Annotated in this window: 12 protein-coding genes, 1 tRNA gene and 1 riboswitch; of the genes, 10 read left to right on the forward strand and 3 right to left on the reverse strand. The window is 72.7% G+C overall.

The features are described from left to right. The first annotated feature begins 134 nt into the window (after window positions 1-134). Window positions 135-788: an isopentenyl-diphosphate Delta-isomerase gene (gene idi, locus ACZ7C5_RS03775; RefSeq protein WP_401087860.1), complete on the forward strand. Its 654-nt coding sequence runs from the start codon at window positions 135-137 to the stop codon at window positions 786-788. 69 nt (window positions 789-857) lie between these two features. On the opposite strand, the gene ACZ7C5_RS03780 is transcribed toward idi, so the two are convergent. Then, entirely contained in the window at window positions 858-1367 is a 510-nt protein-coding gene (locus ACZ7C5_RS03780) for an ATP-binding protein (protein ID WP_401088181.1), read from the reverse strand. A 413-nt stretch (window positions 1368-1780) separates the two neighbouring features. Between ACZ7C5_RS03780 and ACZ7C5_RS03785 the strand changes: the two genes are divergently transcribed. The 4 genes from ACZ7C5_RS03785 (at window position 1781) to ACZ7C5_RS03800 (ending at window position 6158) form a co-directional block, all read left to right on the forward strand. Beyond that, window positions 1781-1865: transfer RNA gene (locus ACZ7C5_RS03785), tRNA-Leu, on the forward strand. 348 nt (window positions 1866-2213) lie between these two features. Then, on the forward strand, window positions 2214-3857 hold the full coding sequence (locus ACZ7C5_RS03790) for an APC family permease (RefSeq protein ID WP_401087862.1): 1644 nt from the start codon (window positions 2214-2216) through the stop codon (window positions 3855-3857). 228 nt (window positions 3858-4085) lie between these two features. Further along, window positions 4086-4616, forward strand: a complete 531-nt coding sequence (locus ACZ7C5_RS03795; RefSeq protein WP_401087864.1) for a DUF6624 domain-containing protein — start codon at window positions 4086-4088, stop codon at window positions 4614-4616. Window positions 4617-4715: 99 nt separating this feature from the next. Continuing rightward, window positions 4716-6158, forward strand: coding sequence for an aldehyde dehydrogenase family protein (locus tag ACZ7C5_RS03800; protein ID WP_401087866.1), 1443 nt, complete (start codon window positions 4716-4718; stop codon window positions 6156-6158). 184 nt (window positions 6159-6342) lie between these two features. Here the strand turns inward: ACZ7C5_RS03800 and ACZ7C5_RS03805 are convergent, their stop codons facing one another. Beyond that, window positions 6343-7803 (reverse strand): glycine hydroxymethyltransferase, encoded by a 1461-nt coding sequence (locus ACZ7C5_RS03805; RefSeq protein WP_470321895.1) that lies wholly within the window; start codon window positions 7801-7803, stop codon window positions 6343-6345. A gap of 19 nt (window positions 7804-7822) precedes the next feature. Next, a riboswitch (ZMP/ZTP riboswitch) is annotated at window positions 7823-7920 on the reverse strand. A gap of 304 nt (window positions 7921-8224) precedes the next feature. On the opposite strand from ACZ7C5_RS03805, the gene ACZ7C5_RS03810 reads away from it, so the two are divergent. From ACZ7C5_RS03810 to ACZ7C5_RS03830, 5 genes are all read left to right on the forward strand, one after another. Further along, window positions 8225-9199: an ABC transporter permease gene (locus ACZ7C5_RS03810; protein WP_401087870.1), complete on the forward strand. Its 975-nt coding sequence runs from the start codon at window positions 8225-8227 to the stop codon at window positions 9197-9199. Window positions 9200-9354: 155 nt separating this feature from the next. Beyond that, window positions 9355-11112 (forward strand): ABC transporter substrate-binding protein, encoded by a 1758-nt coding sequence (locus tag ACZ7C5_RS03815; protein ID WP_401087872.1) that lies wholly within the window; start codon window positions 9355-9357, stop codon window positions 11110-11112. Window positions 11113-11229: 117 nt separating this feature from the next. Then, complete coding sequence (locus ACZ7C5_RS03820) at window positions 11230-12222, forward strand: ABC transporter permease (RefSeq protein ID WP_401087873.1); 993 nt, start codon at window positions 11230-11232, stop codon at window positions 12220-12222. A gap of 14 nt (window positions 12223-12236) precedes the next feature. Then, the gene (locus ACZ7C5_RS03825; RefSeq protein ID WP_401087874.1) at window positions 12237-13946 is read left to right on the forward strand and encodes a dipeptide ABC transporter ATP-binding protein; all 1710 of its coding nucleotides are present in this window, start codon (window positions 12237-12239) and stop codon (window positions 13944-13946) included. 161 nt (window positions 13947-14107) lie between these two features. Next, window positions 14108-14671: an EF-hand domain-containing protein gene (locus ACZ7C5_RS03830; protein WP_401087876.1), complete on the forward strand. Its 564-nt coding sequence runs from the start codon at window positions 14108-14110 to the stop codon at window positions 14669-14671. 310 nt (window positions 14672-14981) lie between these two features. Here ACZ7C5_RS03830 and ACZ7C5_RS03835 read toward each other — a convergent pair whose 3' ends face one another. Next, window positions 14982-15557 carry a TetR/AcrR family transcriptional regulator gene (locus ACZ7C5_RS03835; protein WP_401087877.1) on the reverse strand — a complete coding sequence of 192 codons (576 nt, stop codon included), beginning with the start codon at window positions 15555-15557 and terminating at the stop codon, window positions 14982-14984. Between the last annotated feature and the right edge of the window lie 134 nt (window positions 15558-15691).

Below are 15691 nucleotides of genomic sequence, written 5' to 3' on the forward strand. Positions count from 1 at the left end.
CCTGCCGAGTGCCACCCATACGGCAGACTGGAGCCCGACGCCGGCGCCGGTGCCCCAGCTGTGTCCGCCGCACTCCACCCGGTGTGTCGGAGACGCCCGATGCTCCCGTTGCTCCCGCTCCCGAAAGAGGCCCCATGCCCCAGAGTCTGCCGACCGACCCGACGCACTTCGCCGCCGAGATCGACACCGGTCTCGACGTGGAGACCGATGTGTCGGTCGACCCCCGGGCCACCGGGTCCGCCCAGGCCGGGGCCGAGATCCTGCTGGAACTGGTCGACGACGAGGGCGTCACCATCGGCACCGCGGAGAAGCTCTGGGCCCACCAGCAGCCGGGCCGGCTGCACCGGGCGTTCTCGGTCTTCCTGTTCGACCGCCAGGGCCGGCTGCTGCTCCAGCGCCGGGCCCTCGGGAAGTACCACTCCCCCGGCGTCTGGTCGAACACCTGCTGCGGCCACCCGTACCCGGACGAGCCGCCGTTCGTCGCCGCCGCCCGGCGCACCGCCGAGGAGTTGGGCGTCGCACCGGCGTTGCTGTGCGAGGCGGGAACCGTCCGCTACGACCTGCCGGACGAGGCCTCCGGGCTGATCGAGCGGGAGTGGAACCACCTGTTCGTGGGCCTGGTCACCGCACCGGTCGAGCCGGACCCCGAGGAGGTCGACGACTTCGCCTTCGTGACCTCGCAGGAGCTGCGGGAGCTGCGGGCGGAGCGGCCGTTCTCGGTCTGGTTCGAGACGGTCTTCGAGGCCGCGCTGCCGGGCATCCGGGAGATCGCCGGGCGGGACTGGTAGTCCGGCCGCTCCGGCTGCCGACCGGCCGCTCCCTACCGCTCCGGCCGCTCCCGGGCCCGGCCCGGCCGGTCAGCGGCCGGGCTCCGGGGGGACGGGCAATGAGGCCCAGATGACCTTGCCGCCCTCCCCCGTGCGTTCGACGTCGCACACCCCGCCGGCCTGCAGGGTGACGCTCTTCACCAGCAGCAGCCCTCGCCCGCCGGTGCTCCCGGTGTCGTTCTCCAGCGCCTTCGGCCGGTACGGGTCCCCGTCCTCGACCGACACCCGCACCCAGGACCGGCCCACCGACAGCTCGGTGACCACCTGGGGCGACAGCTCGGCGGCGTGCGTCACCGCGTTGCTCACCAGCTCCGAGACGATCAGCAGCAGGTCGTCCACCAGCTCCTGGAAGCGCTCCCCGGTCATGCCCTGCTCCAGCAGGCGGTCGCGCACCGCGTGCCGGGTGAGCGGCACCGACGCCTCGGTGGCGGGCACCGGGAAGCGCCACGCGCCCTCGGCCGGGCCTGCGGGGGCCACGGCGTCGCCCGGCCCCCCGCCCCGCCTGCCGCGTCTCGGTTCGGCCTTCGCCGCACCGCTGATCTGCTCCACGTCCAGCCGCCCTTCGTCCGCGACCCGGGAATCAGGCGATCCGCTTCATGGCGCCCTCGGTCCACAGAGGCTAGGAGAGCCGTCGCGACGGCCGTGGCACCGTCGACAAGTTGCCCGTGTCGGACCGGTTCCGGCCGGAACCGACCGCGGGCGGCGCCGGAGTCGACCGGTTCCTTCGCGGACACCACCGCTTGGGGCGGGATTCGAGCGCGTTCCCAGGCCGTACCAACCTGTACGGACGGGGCGCGGCTGCCCCTGCGGGCGCGGTGGTCCCGTCGGCCCCGGACACAGGATGTCCGGTCGCGCGGCCCCGTGGAAGCGCAGGTGAGAAGCACTCGAGAACCCTGGTAATGTTCTCTCTGTCGCCGAGGGGGCGAGCAAAAAACCCCCGAAGCACACACCCGGTCCGGGTGGCGGAATGGCAGACGCGCTAGCTTGAGGTGCTAGTGCCCTTTATCGGGCGTGGGGGTTCAAGTCCCCCCTCGGACACAGCCGAATTCCCCGTGGAAGCCGAAAGGCGACCACGGGGAATTTGCTTTTCCGGGCCACCCCTTTTCCCCGGGCCGAACCCGGCCGCCATCCCCGGGCACCGCCCCGCGCGGGCACCGCTCCGTCCGGACACTGCCCCGTCCGGACACTGTGCCGTCCGTCTCAACATCGGGCCGAATCCACCCGAATGGCGGACACGAGATGGCAACAATCGGACGGTTTGAGCTTCCCCTGAGGTTTTCGCCCGTTTTCGGACCATAGGCTGCTCTCCGTTTGTCCGAAATACCGACCCAAAATCGCAAAAACACCGACACCACCCGATGAACCACGAGCGAGAGGACCGATACGTTGAGTGAGCCCGAATCGTCGACGGCATCACACCAGAACTACCGGCGATCGCTCGGCACCATCAGCCTGACCGCGGTCGGGCTGGGGTCGATCATCGGTTCCGGCTGGTTGTTCGGTGCCGAGCGGGCCGCCAAGCTCGCCGGCCCCGCCTCGATCCTCGCCTGGGTGATCGGTGCCGCGGTGGCGCTGACCATCGCCCTCACCTACAGCGAGCTGGGCTCGATGTTCCCCAAGGCCGGCGGCATGGTCCGGTACGGCCAGTACTCGCACGGCTCGCTGGCCGGCTACCTGGCCGCCTGGGCCAACTGGATCGCCATCGTCTCGGTCATCCCGGGTGAGGCCACCGCCTCCGTCCAGTACATGAGCTCCTGGCACTTCGGCTGGGCACAGGGGCTGTACGACGGCAAGGAGCTGACCCTCAGCGGCGTGGCGCTCGCCAGTGTGCTGCTGCTCGTCTACTTCGCCCTCAACTGGTTCGCGATCACGCTGTTCGCCAAGACCAACACGGCGATCACCGTCTTCAAGGTCGTCGTCCCGACGCTGACGGCCGGTGCGCTGCTCTTCGCGCACTTCGACACCGCCCACTTCACCGACCACGGCGGCTTCGCGCCGAACGGCTGGAGCGCGGTGTTCACCGCCGTCGCGGTCTCCGGGATCGTCTGGGCCTTCAACGGCTTCCAGTCCCCGCTCAACCTGGCCGGCGAGGCCAGGAACCCCGGCAAGTCGCTGCCGAAGGCCGTCATCGGCTCGATCCTGATCGCCCTGGTGATCTACGTCGCGCTGCAGATCGCGTTCCTCGGCGCCATCCCCGCCGGCGACCTGGCGAACGGCTGGAGCAACCTCTCCTACACCTCGCCGCTGGCCGACCTGGCCATCGCCTGGGGCCTCAACTGGCTGGCGATCACGCTGTACGCGGACGCCTTCATCTCGCCGTCCGGCACCGGCATGATCTACGCCGCCACCACCTCGCGCATGATCCACGGCGTGCAGGAGAACGGCCACCTGCCGAAGATCTTCGGCAGGGTCGACGCCAAGACCGGCATCCCGCGCCCGGCGCTGGTGCTCAACCTGGTCGTCGCCTTCCTGTTCCTCGCGGTCTTCCGCGGCTGGGGCTCGCTGGCCGAGATCGTCTCGGTGGCCACCGTGATCTCGTACGTCACAGGACCGGTCGCCGTGATGGCGCTGCGCCGCCTGGCCCCGGACCTCCCCCGGCCGGTCCGGCTGCGCGCCATGCCGGTGATCGCCCCGGTCGCGATGGTCTTCGGCTCGCTGGTGCTCTACTGGGCCCGCTGGCCGCTCACCGGCAAGGTCATCCTGCTGATGGCCGCCGGTCTGCCGATCTGGGCCTGGTACGAGCTGCGCAAGTCGTTCGCCGAGCTCAAGCCGCACCTGAAGGCGGGCGCCTGGATGGTCGCCTACCTGTTCGTGATGGCCGGGGTCTCCTGGGCGGGCAGTTCCGACTTCGGCGGGCACGGGTACCTGCCGGGGGGCTGGGACCTGCTGATCGTCGCCGCGATCGGGCTCGCGTTCTACCGCTGGGGCGTCGCCAGCGCCTGGGCCAACCCCTCGCTGGCCGCGGTCCGCGAGGAGCTGGAGGCCGAGGCCGCCACGACGGCCTCCGCCACGGAGCCCTCGCGGGTCTGAGCGTCGCGCCGCACTGCATGGTGAAGGGCCGGTCGGAATCCTCCGACCGGCCCTTCGGCGTCCGCGGCGGGCACGAACCTCGCTCCGTTCCCGCCGTGCGTCCATTCTGCCGTGGAGGTCGCCCCCTGGTCACCGTCCCCGGGGATGATCTTCGTCGTGGGCTCCGCGCCTACCGTGGTGGCGGGCGGTCCTCGGCAGGGAGGGCCCGGACGCGAGGAGTGGCTCGGCATGGCGCGAGGAGCGGATCGGCAGGACGGCGGGCCCGGGTCGGCGTTGGCCGAGGAGCTGGTCGGGATGATGGCCGAGGACGGCGCGGCCGCCCTGCTGGCGAACAGCCCCGACCTGGCCGAACAGGCGGCCTGGCGGCGGCTCACCGCCCGGCACGGAGACCGGCTCGCGGAGATCATGGCGGAGCACGGCTGGCCGACCGAGCGCACGCTCGGCGCCGAGGCCGCCCGGGCGGCGTGGCTGGTCGCGCAGCACGCGGACCGGCAGCTCGACGTCCAGCGGCGAGCGGCGGCGCTGCTGGGCGAGGCGGTCGCCCGGGGTGAGGCGAGCGCCCGTGACCTGGCGTTCCTCCGGGACCGGCTGGCGGTCAACGAGGGCCGGGAGCAGCGCTACGGGACGCAGATCGGCGCGGTGGCGGACGGCCGCCCGGTGCCGTGGCCGTGCGAGGACCCGGAGCGGCTGGACGAGCGGCGCGCGGAGGTGGGCATCGAGCCGTTCGACGAGTACACCGCGCGGTTCGCTCCGAAGTAACCGTCAGGTCCGCCGGTCGGGATTGACTCTTGCGCGCGGCCGCCCGCGCCGCATTGACTGACCTTCGACTAGCGCTGCTAGTTAAAGGCGGCTGAGCGGATGAGAGGACGATCGGTGCGGCAGTACGCGGAGTACAGCGACCAGTACATCGACGGCGAATGGCGGCCTTCCGGGGACACCGGGTCGGTACCCGTGCTGAACCCGGCGACCGAGCAGGTGCTGGCCACGGTGCCGGCCGGCGGCCCGGCCGACGTCGACGCCGCGGTGACGGCGGCCCGCCGGGCGGCCCGCGACTGGGGCGCGACCACCCGCGAGGAGCGGCTCGCGCTGCTGACCCGGCTCCGGGACGGGATCGCCGCCGCCCAGGGCGAGATCATCGAGACGGTCGTCGCCGAGCTGGGCGCTCCGGTCGGCTTCGCCGGGGCCGTGCACGCCGGGCTGCCGCTCGCCGTGGCGACCTCCTGCCTGGCCCTGCTCGCCGACCACCCGTTCGAGGAGCGGATCGGCAACTCGGTGGTGCACGCCGAGCCGGCCGGCGTGGTCGCGGCGGTCACACCGTGGAACTACCCGCTGCACCAGATCGTGGCCAAGGCCGTCCCCGCGCTGGCGGCCGGCTGCCCGGTGGTCCTCAAGCCGGCCGAGGACACCCCGCTGGTGGCCCGGCTGTTCGCCCGGCTGGTGCACGAGGCCGGGTTCCCCGCGGGCGTGTTCAACCTGGTGACCGGCACCGGAGCGGTGGCGGGCGCGGCGCTCGTCGGGCACCCGGAGGTGGACGTGGTCTCGTTCACCGGCTCCACCGCCGTCGGGCGGCAGGTCGCCGAGACGGCGGGCCGGGGGCTGAAGCGGGTCTCCCTGGAACTCGGCGGCAAGTCGGCCAACGTGGTGCTGCCGGGCGCCGACCTGGCCCGCGCGGTCAAGGTGAACGTCGCCAACGTCTTCGCCAACTCGGGCCAGACCTGTAGCGCGCTGACCCGGCTGCTGGTGCACGAGGACCAGTACGAGGAGGCGGTCGCCAGGGCCGAGGAGGCGGCCGCCCGGTACCGCCCCGGCGACCCGGCCGACCCGCAGACCCGGATCGGCCCGCTGGTCAACGCCAGGCAGCTGGCCCGGGTGCGCGGCTACATCGACGGCGCGCTGGCCGAGGGCGCCCGGCTGGTCGTCGGCGGCTCGGAGCCGGTCGCCGAGCTGCCCACCGGCTACTACGTCCGCCCGACCGTGCTCGCCGACGTGACCCCGGAGATGACGGTCGCCCAGGAGGAGGTGTTCGGCCCGGTCCTGGCGATCCTCCGCTACCGGGACGAGGACCACGCCGCCGAGCTGGCCAACGGCACCCCGTACGGCCTGTCCGGTGGCGTCTGGGCCCGTGACACCGACACCGCCGCCGCCTTCGCGCGCCGCCTCGACACCGGCCAGGTCGACCTCAACGGCGGCCGCTTCAACCCGCTCGCGCCCTTCGGCGGCTACAAGAGCTCGGGGCTCGGCCGGGAGCTGGGCCGCCACGGGCTGGAGGAGTTCCTCCAGTACAAGTCCCTGCAGTACTAGCGGAATCGGGCCGGGTGAGGGGGCGGCGGGAAGGACCGCCGGCCCGGCACCCGGGGCCGTCGAGCGGAGGTTCGACGGCCCCGGGCGGCCTGTGCGCCGCCGTGCCGGCCGCGGGCGGCGGTGGCCGGGCCCCGGCGGTCCGCGTGCCGCCTGCGTGCGGGCCCCGGCGGCTTCCGGCGGGCCGTCAGACCAGGTCGACGCCCGGGTAGAGCGGGTACGGGGCGAGCAGGTCGGCGGCCCGCTTGGCGGTGGCGTCACGGAGGGCCGCGTCCAGGGAGTAGGCCGCCTTGGAGGGGGCGCCCTTCCCGGTGGTGGCGGGGGTGGTGGCGCGCAGGACGGTGTGGATCAGGTCGGCGATCTCGTCCATCTCGGCGGTGCCGAGGCCGCGGGTGGTGAGGGCCGGGGTGCCGAGACGGACGCCCGAGGTGTACCAGGCGCCGTTCGGGTCCTGCGGGACGGAGTTGCGGTTGGTGACGATGCCCGAGTCGAGCAGCGCCGCCTCGGCCTGGCGGCCGGTCAGGCCGTAGCCGGAGACGTCGGCGAGGACCAGGTGGTTGTCGGTGCCGCCGGTGACCAGCTTGCCGCCGCGGCGCAGCAGTCCCTCGGCGAGCGCCCTGGCGTTGTCGACGACGGCGCGGGCGTAGACCTGGAACTCGGGGCGGCGGGCCTCCGCGAGGGCGACCGCCTTGGCGGCCATGACGTGCGAGAGCGGGCCGCCGAGCACCAGCGGGCAGCCGCGGTCGACGTGCTCGGCCAGCTCGGAACGGCACAGCACCATGCCGCCGCGCGGGCCGCGCAGGGACTTGTGGGTGGTGGTGGTGACGATGTGGGCGTGCGGGACCGGGTCGTGGTCACCGGTGAGCACCTTGCCCGCGACCAGGCCGGCGAAGTGCGCCATGTCGACCATGAGGGTGGCGCCGACCTCGTCCGCGATCTCGCGCATCCGGCGGAAGTCGACGAGCCGCGGGTAGGCGGAGTAGCCGGCCACGATGATCAGCGGGCGGAACTCGCGGGCGGTCTCGCGCAGCGCGTCGTAGTCGATCAGGCCGGTGGCCGGGTCGGTGCCGTAGCTGCGCTGCTCGAACATCTTGCCCGAGATGTTGGGCCGGAAGCCGTGGGTGAGGTGGCCGCCGGTGTCCAGGGACATGCCGAGCATGCGCTGGTTGCCGAGCTCCTGGCGCAGCCGCGCCCAGTCCTGCTCGGTGAGGTCGTTGACGTTGCGCACCGCGGCGCGCTCCAGGGCCGGGCTCTCGACCCGCTGGGAGAGGACGGCCCAGAAGGCGGTGAGGTTGGCGTCGATGCCGGAGTGCGGCTGGACGTAGGCGTGGTCGGCGCCGAACAGCTCGCGGGCGTGCTCGGCGGCGATGCCCTCGACGGTGTCGACGTTGCGGCAGCCCGCGTAGAAGCGGCGTCCGACGGTGCCCTCGGCGTACTTGTCGCTGAGCCAGTTGCCCATGGTGAGCAGGACTGCCGGGGAGGCGTAGTTCTCGCTGGCGATCAGCTTGAGCGAGGCGCGCTGGTCGGTCAGTTCGCGGCCGATGGCGGCGGCGATCCGCGGTTCTACGCCGGCGACCACGTCGAGGGCGCTGCGGAAGGCGGTGTCGGCGGCGACGGAGGCGGCGGTGTGGGGCTGCTGCTGGGCCAAGGCGGTCTCCTGGTGGGGATACGGGGGCCCAGGCGCTCGGCAACGTGCACGTGAGGATTCACGGGGCCGCTTCCCGATGGTTGATTCCATCCCTGCGCGCCAGTTGCGGCCCACCCGGATCGTACCAACCCGGGACGGACTGTGGCGGAGGTCTCAGAATGCGGAACACCCCGTCCGGTTTGCTCTGGTATGCCCGTTGTTTTGCAACGCCAGTGTTTCAGCGAAATGAAGCCGCCACATTTCCCGAAACGATTCGGCGGGAAATACCCGAACGTCCTCCGCGGGTGATTTGCGGAACCTCGGACGCATCCGATCCAATGTCGCTCGAACGGCCGCCGGGAAACCCCCGGAGGCCGTACCGGAAATGCACACCAGCGCACCCTCACCCATGGGGCGGCGGAGAATTCGGGGGTTACGCCTCATGGCAGTGGTCGACACGGTCCCAGCACCCGCGGCCGGGCCCGCGCCCGCCGCCCACGGCCTGCTCCGCCGGATCCTGCGGGACCGGGTCGGCGCCACCGCCCTGGCCGTGGTGGTGCTGTTCCTGCTGCTCGCCCTCGGCGCCCCGCTGGTCGCCGCGCTGTACGGGAAGAACCCGGTCGACCACTACGGCCAGGACGTCCCCGGCCTGCTCAGCGACGGCGGCCTGCCGATGCTGCCGAACGGCGGGATCTCCGGCGACTTCTGGTTCGGCCTGGAGCCCGGCCTCGGCCGGGACGTGTTCACCCAGCTGCTGTACGGCATCCGCACCTCGCTGCTGATCGCCTTCGCGTCCGCCGCGGTGACCACCACGCTGGGCGTGCTGGCCGGCGTGGCGGTCGGCTACCTCGGCGGGATCACGGACCGGCTGTTCGGATTCCTCGCCAATGTGCTGCTGGCCTTTCCGACCCTGCTCCTGCTGCTCGCGCTCAGCCCGGTGATCCAGTCCCGGCTGGTCGACCCGGGCACCGCGGAACCGGAGTGGATGCAGTTCCTGGTGCTGATCCTGGTTTTCTCGGCGTTCGGCTGGATTCCGCTCGCACTTTCCCTGCGGGCCACCGTCCGATCGCTCCGGGAAAGGGATTTCGTGCAGTCCGCCCGGGCCCAGGGTGCGAGCCGGTTCCATGTCGTCGTCCACGAACTCCTGCCGAATGTTCGCTCGCAGCTGCTGGTGCACGCCACCATGGCGGTGCCGACCTTCGTCGCCTCCGAGGCCGCGCTGTCCTTCCTCGGCGTCGGCATCACCGAACCCGTCCCCGACTGGGGGCGGATGATCGCGCGCGGCTCCGAGGTCTTCCAGGCCGACCCCACCTACATGGTGTTCCCCGGGGTGGCACTGCTGCTGTTCGTCGTCGCCTTCAACCTGCTCGGCGACGCCGTCCGGGACGCGCTCGACCCGCGCACCGGAGCGCGCTGAGCCCGCTCGGCGCCCGCTGAGCCGACGCGGCCCGCGCACCGGAGCACCGGTGCCTGCCGGGCCCCATCGACCACCCCCTCACATCCGTCAACCCGAGACATCCGTCAACCCGAGCCCGTCCCGGCATGATCCGCCGGGGCAAGGAGAGATTCGCCATGCGCTGGACCAGACCGTCCCTCGCCGTCATCGCCACCGCCCTGCTGGCGACCTCCTGCTCGGCCGGCGCGGGCAGCACCACCGGCTCCGGCACCGCCGGGGCCTCCGCCAAGGAGACCTCCCCGCTGACCGCCGTGCTCGGCAGCGAGCAGGAGAGCGCCGGACCGGCCCCGGCCGTGCCCGGCGCCCGGGCGGGCGGCACCGTGAACGTGTACAACAGCGTCGAGTTCCGCCACCTGGACCCGCAGAAGGTCTACGCGGGCGCCACCTACAACGCCTCGCTGCTCTGGGGCCGCCAGCTGACCCAGTACCAGGTCGTGGACGGCAAGGCCAGGCTGGTCGGCGACCTGGCCACCGACACCGGCACCCCCGCCGACGGCGGACGCACCTGGACGTACCGGCTCAAGCAGGGCGTCGCCTGGGAGGACGGGCAGCCGATCACCTCCCAGGACGTCAAGTACGGCATCGAGCGCACCTTCGGCAAGGGCTACGAGGTCGGCCCGCCGTACTGGCCGCAGTGGCTCACCGGCGAGGCCGGCTACGAGGCGGCGCGCGCCAAGTACGCGGGCCCGCAGGCCGGCGACCTGGACGCGATCGAGACGCCGGACGAGCGCACCATCGTCTTCCACTTCCCGCAGCCGCAGGCCGACGTCCCGTACATGGCCGCGCAGTCCTCCTCCTCGCCGGTGCGCCGGGACAAGGACACCGGGACGGACTACGACCGGCTGCCGTTCGCGACCGGCCCGTACCGGATCGCCGAGCACGTCCAGAACACCCGGATGGTGCTGGAGCGCAATCCGGCCTGGAAGCCCGAGACCGACCCGATCCGCAGCCAGTACCCGGAGAAGTTCGTCTTCACGTACGGCAAGGAGGCGCTCAACCTCAACCAGGAGATCCTCTCCGGCCGGGACGGCGGCGCCAACGCCACCACCGCCTCCGACACCCTCTCCGCCGAGCTGTACCAGACCGCCGACACCGACCCGAAGGCCAGGGAGCTGGTGGTCTCCGGCCGGCAGGGCGCCTTCGTCACCCAGCTGATGATCAACAACGAGCGGGTGCCGGACGTCGAGGTCCGCAGGGCGCTCCACCTGGCCTACCCGCGCCAGCAGGCCCGCCAGGTCCAGGGCGGCGCCAGGACCGGCGAGCTGGCGACCACGCTCAGCTCGCCCGCGCTGATCGACTGGCAGAAGTACGACCTCGACCCGGTCAGGCCCGAGGGCGACCCGGAGGCCGCCAAGGCCGCGCTCGGCAAGGCCAAGCAGGCGCCCGGGAGCCTGACCTACGCGTACCGGAACACCCCGACCGGGCAGCGCGTCGCCCAGGTGCTGGTCGAGGGCTTCGGCAAGGCCGGCATCACCGTCGTGCCCAAGCCGGTCGACCCCAAGGCCTTCCTGGACGAGGTGCACCGCCCCGACTCCCCGTACGACCTGTTCGAGGAGACCAGCTCGGTCGACTGGCCGACCCCGTCCACGCTGATCCCGTTCTCCTTCGACGGCCGGGCCGGCAGCGACATCAACTCCGCCCGCTACCGCAACCCCGCGGTCGACAAGGAGATCGACCGGATCAACCAGATCGGCGAACCGCGCGCCAAGGCCAAGGAGCTGTACGCGCTGGAGCAGACCGTGATGAAGGACCTGCCGGTGCTGCCGTACGCCTACCCGACGGTCAACCAGCTGCGCGGCGGCAACGTCGGCGGGGCGTTCATCCACCCGATCTACGGGACCGTCTCGCTGGCCTGGCTGTACCTGAAGTCCTGAGGCCGGGTGGCCCGCCTCGCCGCACCGGCGGGGCGGGCCGTCCCCGCCTCCCGTCCCCTCCCTCCCCGTCCTCTCCCCGTCCCTTCCCTCCCCCGTCACGTCGACCCCGGATCGGCCATGCTCTCCTTCGTCCTGCGGCGGACCGCCCAGGCCCTCGCGGTCCTGGTCGCGGTCTCCGCCGCCGCCTTCGCCCTCTTCTACGCCGCGCCCGCCGACCCGGCCCGCGCCGCCTGCGGCCCGCGCTGCGACAGCGGGCAGGTCGCGGCGGTGCGCCAGAGCATGGGCCTGGACCAACCGCTGCTCACCCAGTACACCGACTACCTGGCCGGGGTGGTCGCCGGGCGGGACATCGGCGACGTGGACGGCTCGACCATCCACTGCGACGCCCCCTGCCTCGGCTACTCCTACCGGCTGCACCAGCCGGTCAGCGAGGCGCTGGCCGACCACCTGCCGGTCACCCTCTCGCTGACCGCGGGGGCGCTCGCCGTCCTGCTGGTGTTCGGCCTCGGCACCGGGTTCGTCTCCGCGTTGCGGCACGGACGGCGGACCGACCGGCTGCTGTCCGGCTTCACCCTGGTCGGCGCCAGCGTGCAGATCTACTTCCTCGGGTACGTCGCGCAGTGGCTGCTGGTGTACTCCACCGGGCTGCTGCCGCTGCCCTCCTACACCCCGCCGGCCGATGACCCGCTCGCCTGGGCCGGCGGGATGCTGCTCCCCTGGGTCGTCCTCGGCTTCGTCAACTCGGCGGTGTTCGCCCGGCTTTCGCGCTCGCAGCTGCTGGAGACGATGAACGAGGAGTACGTCCGCACGGCTCGCGGCAAGGGCCTCGGGCGGCTGCGCGCCCACCTCAAGTACACCTCGCGCGGCGCCGCCGGGCCGCTGGTGCAGCTGATCGGGCTGGAGGCCGGGGTGCTGCTCGGCGGGGCCGTGATCACCGAGTCGGTGTTCGGGCTGAACGGGGTCGGGCGCTTCGCCGTGGAGGCCGTCGCCGGGCAGGACCTGCCCGCGGTGGTCGGCGCGGTGCTGCTGGCCGCCTGCTTCATGGTGCTGTTCGTCGCGCTGGCCGACCTCGCGGTGGCCTGGCTCGACCCGCGTGTCCGGCTGAGCTGATGGGGAGCCCTTCGATGAATTCCACTGTTCCGGGGACCCTCAAGGCCACCGACGCCGGCGCCGTCCGGCGGGGCACCGAGCCGGTGCTGAGCGTCCGCGACCTCACCGTCACCTTCGCCGACCCGCGCGGCGGCGCTCCGGTGACCGCCGTCCGCGGCCTCTCCTTCGACCTCGCCCCCGGTGAAGTCCTGGGCCTGGTCGGCGAGTCGGGCTCCGGCAAGTCCACCGTCGGACTCGCCGTCCTCGGCCTGCACGACCCGCGCACCACCACCGTGACCGGCTCGATCCGACTGGACGGACAGGAGTTGGCCGGCGCCGAGGAGTCCGCGCTGCGCGGGGTGCGGGGCGGAAAGGCCGCGCTGGTCTTCCAGGACGCGCTCACCTCGCTCAGCCCCTTCCACGGCGTGGGCTCCCAACTCGCCGAGATGTACCGGCTGCACCACCCGGGGGCGGGCCGTGCCGAGGCGGGCCGGCGGGCGGGCGAGATGCTCGACCGGGTCGGCATCCCTGCGGCCAGGACGCGCGACTACCCGCACCAGTTCTCCGGCGGCATGCGCCAGCGGGTGATGATCGCGATGGCCCTGATGAACGACCCTCAGGTGCTGATCGCGGACGAGCCGACCACCGCCCTGGACGCCCGCGTCCAGCGGCAGGTCCTCGACCTGCTCGGCGAGTTGCAGCGCGAGCACGGGACCGCGGTGCTGCTGGTCAGCCACGACCTGGGCGTGGTCGCCGGGACGACGGACCGCACGCTGGTGCTGCGCGGCGGAGTCGGGATCGAGTCCGCGCCGACGGCCGAACTGCTGTCCGCCCCGCGCGAGCCGTACACCCGGGCCCTGGTGGGAGCGGCGCTCCGGCTGGACTCGGCACCCGGCACCGCCCTGCCGACGGTGGACGACCCGTCGCCGTCGCGGACGTTCCGGCCCCGGGCCGTCGACCGTCCCGAGCGGTGGCTGGTCGAGGTGGACGACCTCTCCGTGCACTTCCCCGGGCGCCGGCGCTTCCCCGGCCCGCGCGCCGAGCCGCTCCGGGCGGTCGAGGGCCTCGGCCTGCGGATCGCCCCCGGCGAGACGCTCGGGCTGGTCGGCGAGTCCGGCTCCGGCAAGTCCACCACCGCGCGGGTCCTGGCCGGGCTGCAACAGCCCACCGGCGGACGGGTGCTGTACGACGGGCAGGACGTCACCCGGCCGGACCGGGAACTGCGGAAGCGGCTCAGCCGGGAGATCCAGCTGGTCTTCCAGGACCCGTACGCCTCGCTCAACCCGCGCCGCACCATCGCCAGGACCCTGGACACCCCGCTGCGCCTGCACACCGGGCTGGACCCGGCCGAACGGCGGGAGCGCTCCGCGGAGTTGCTGGAGCAGGTCGGGCTGGAGGCCGGGCACCTGGACCGCTACCCGCACGAGTTCTCCGGCGGGCAGCGCCAGCGGATCGGCATCGCCAGGGCGCTGGCCCCGCAGCCGCGTCTGATCATCGCGGACGAGCCGGTCTCCGCGCTCGACGTGTCGGTGCAGGCCCAGGTGCTCAACCTGCTGATGGAGCTGCGCGAACGGCTCGGCGTCGCCTTCCTGTTCGTCTCGCACGACCTGGCGGTGGTGCGGCACTTCTGCGACCGGGTGGCGGTGATGCACCGGGGCCGGCTGGTCGAGTCCACCGACCGGGACCGGCTGTTCGAGGCGCCGCACACCGATTACACCAGGGAACTGCTGGCGGCGGTCCACTGAGGCACGGGCGGTGCGTCGGGCCCGCCGGACGGACGGTGGTGGCAGGGAACAAGCAGGTCGTTCGCCGTTCGTTCGGCTGCGCCGGTCCGGCTCAAGGCGCTAGCGTGCTGGCGAAGTGACGTAGGAGACCGGGCAAGGAATCACCAGCCGAGGGGGCGCATGTGTCGGACGACCTGCTCATCGCAAAGATCAACCACGGGTTCGATCACCTCGACGCCGACGGCGACGGCCTGCTCACCGAACGGGACCACGTCCTGATGGGCCTGTCGGTGGCCCGCTCGCTCGGCCACCAGGAGGGCTCGGAGGCCGAGGCCCTGATAGTCCGCGCCTACCTGACGGTCTGGCACGACCTGCATCTCGCCCGGCTGCCCGCCGGTACCGAGGCGATCACCCGCGAGCAGTTCCGGTCCTCGACCGGACCGCTCGCCGACGCCCCGGAGGAGGCGCGGGAGATCTACGGCGCGCTCGCCGGAGCCTTCCTCGCCGTCGCCGACGCCGACCGCAGCGGAACGGTGGACGCCGGGGAGTTCTTCGTCTTCCAGCGCGGCCACTTCGCCGGCCTCTCCCGCGACGACGCCGACGAGGCCTTCCGTCACCTCGACACCGACGGCGACGGTGTGCTCTCGGCGGCCGAGTTCACCAGCGCGATCATCGAGTACTGGACCAGCCGCGACCCGGAGGCACCAGGCAACTGGTGGACGGGGAAGCCGCCGTACTCGCTCTGAACCCGTGGGTGCCCGACGGGCCGGGTGAGCCTGACGGGCCGAGCGCGTTTCGTGGTTCGAGTGAGCCTGACGGGCCGAGCGAGCCCGGCCGGCGGAGTGAGCCCGGCCGGCCCGATGCCGTCCCCGCGAGCCGGAAGCGTGGGGACGGCCCGCCCAGGAGGCGGCGGGGAGGGACCTGACGGGCTGAGCGATCCGGTGGGCGACGTCGGCGACCGGTTCGGACCGGCGGAGGCCTTCGTGTTCGCCTCCGCCTGACCGGCCGACCGGCCGACCGGCCGACCGAGCGGCACTCCCCCGCGGCTCGCCGCGGTCAGGCGGCCGGGACGATCCGCTCGACGACGGTGTCGACCAGCGCCGCGAGGCCGTCGACGCCCAACACCTCGGGCAGGGTGAGGTGTTCGAGGATCAGGCCGGTCATGGCGAGGTAGAGCACGACGACGGTATCCCGGCCGCCGGGGAAGCCCTCGTCCAGGTGGTAGGCGATGTTGGCCTCCAGCTGCTCCCGGACGGTGGCGGTGAGCTGGGCCCGCAGTTCGGGGCGGCGGGTGGCCTCCAGGCGCAGTTCGAGCAGCGCGAGGTAACCGGCCCGGTCGGCGGTGATGCGGCGGAGCAGGTCGTGCATCAGGGCGGTGACCAGCGCGCGGTCACGGGGGGCGCGCAGCAGCTCGGCGAGGACCGCCGGGTCCGGGGTGAGCCGGTGGTGGATGTGCCGGGCGGTCTGGTGCAGCAGGTGGTCCCGGTTGGCGAAGTAGTTGGAGGCCGTGCCGTTGGGGACGCCGGCCTGGACGTCGACCGCGCGGAAGGTGAGGCCACGGGCGCCCTCGCGGGCGAGGACCTCGATGACGGCGTCGGCGAGCGCGGTGCGGCGAGCGGGGTTCTGGACCATGGATCGATTCTCTCCTTCGCCATCACCCTGCCAACCACTACGACTGAAGTACTATGATTAGAGTTGTTCGCGGGGGGGTGCCGAACCGGCCCTCCCCGTCACCCGGACCTGCCGTCCGGCCCCCGTTCCCGACC

It is taken from the genome of Kitasatospora sp. NPDC036993 (assembly GCF_055607525.1).

What these genes read in the sequence shown, in the direction of transcription:
- idi (WP_401087860.1), top strand. Translation starts at nt 135, where the DNA reads ATGCCCCAGAGTCTGCCGACCGACCCGACGCACTTCGCCGCCGAGATC.
- ACZ7C5_RS03795 (WP_401087864.1), top strand. Translation starts at nt 4,086, where the DNA reads ATGGCGCGAGGAGCGGATCGGCAGGACGGCGGGCCCGGGTCGGCGTTG.
- ACZ7C5_RS03800 (WP_401087866.1), top strand. Translation starts at nt 4,716, where the DNA reads ATGAGAGGACGATCGGTGCGGCAGTACGCGGAGTACAGCGACCAGTAC.
- ACZ7C5_RS03810 (WP_401087870.1), top strand. Translation starts at nt 8,225, where the DNA reads ATGGCAGTGGTCGACACGGTCCCAGCACCCGCGGCCGGGCCCGCGCCC.
- ACZ7C5_RS03815 (WP_401087872.1), top strand. Translation starts at nt 9,355, where the DNA reads ATGCGCTGGACCAGACCGTCCCTCGCCGTCATCGCCACCGCCCTGCTG.
- ACZ7C5_RS03820 (WP_401087873.1), top strand. Translation starts at nt 11,230, where the DNA reads ATGCTCTCCTTCGTCCTGCGGCGGACCGCCCAGGCCCTCGCGGTCCTG.
- ACZ7C5_RS03825 (WP_401087874.1), top strand. Translation starts at nt 12,237, where the DNA reads ATGAATTCCACTGTTCCGGGGACCCTCAAGGCCACCGACGCCGGCGCC.
- ACZ7C5_RS03835 (WP_401087877.1), bottom strand. Translation starts at nt 15,557, where the DNA reads ATGGTCCAGAACCCCGCTCGCCGCACCGCGCTCGCCGACGCCGTCATC.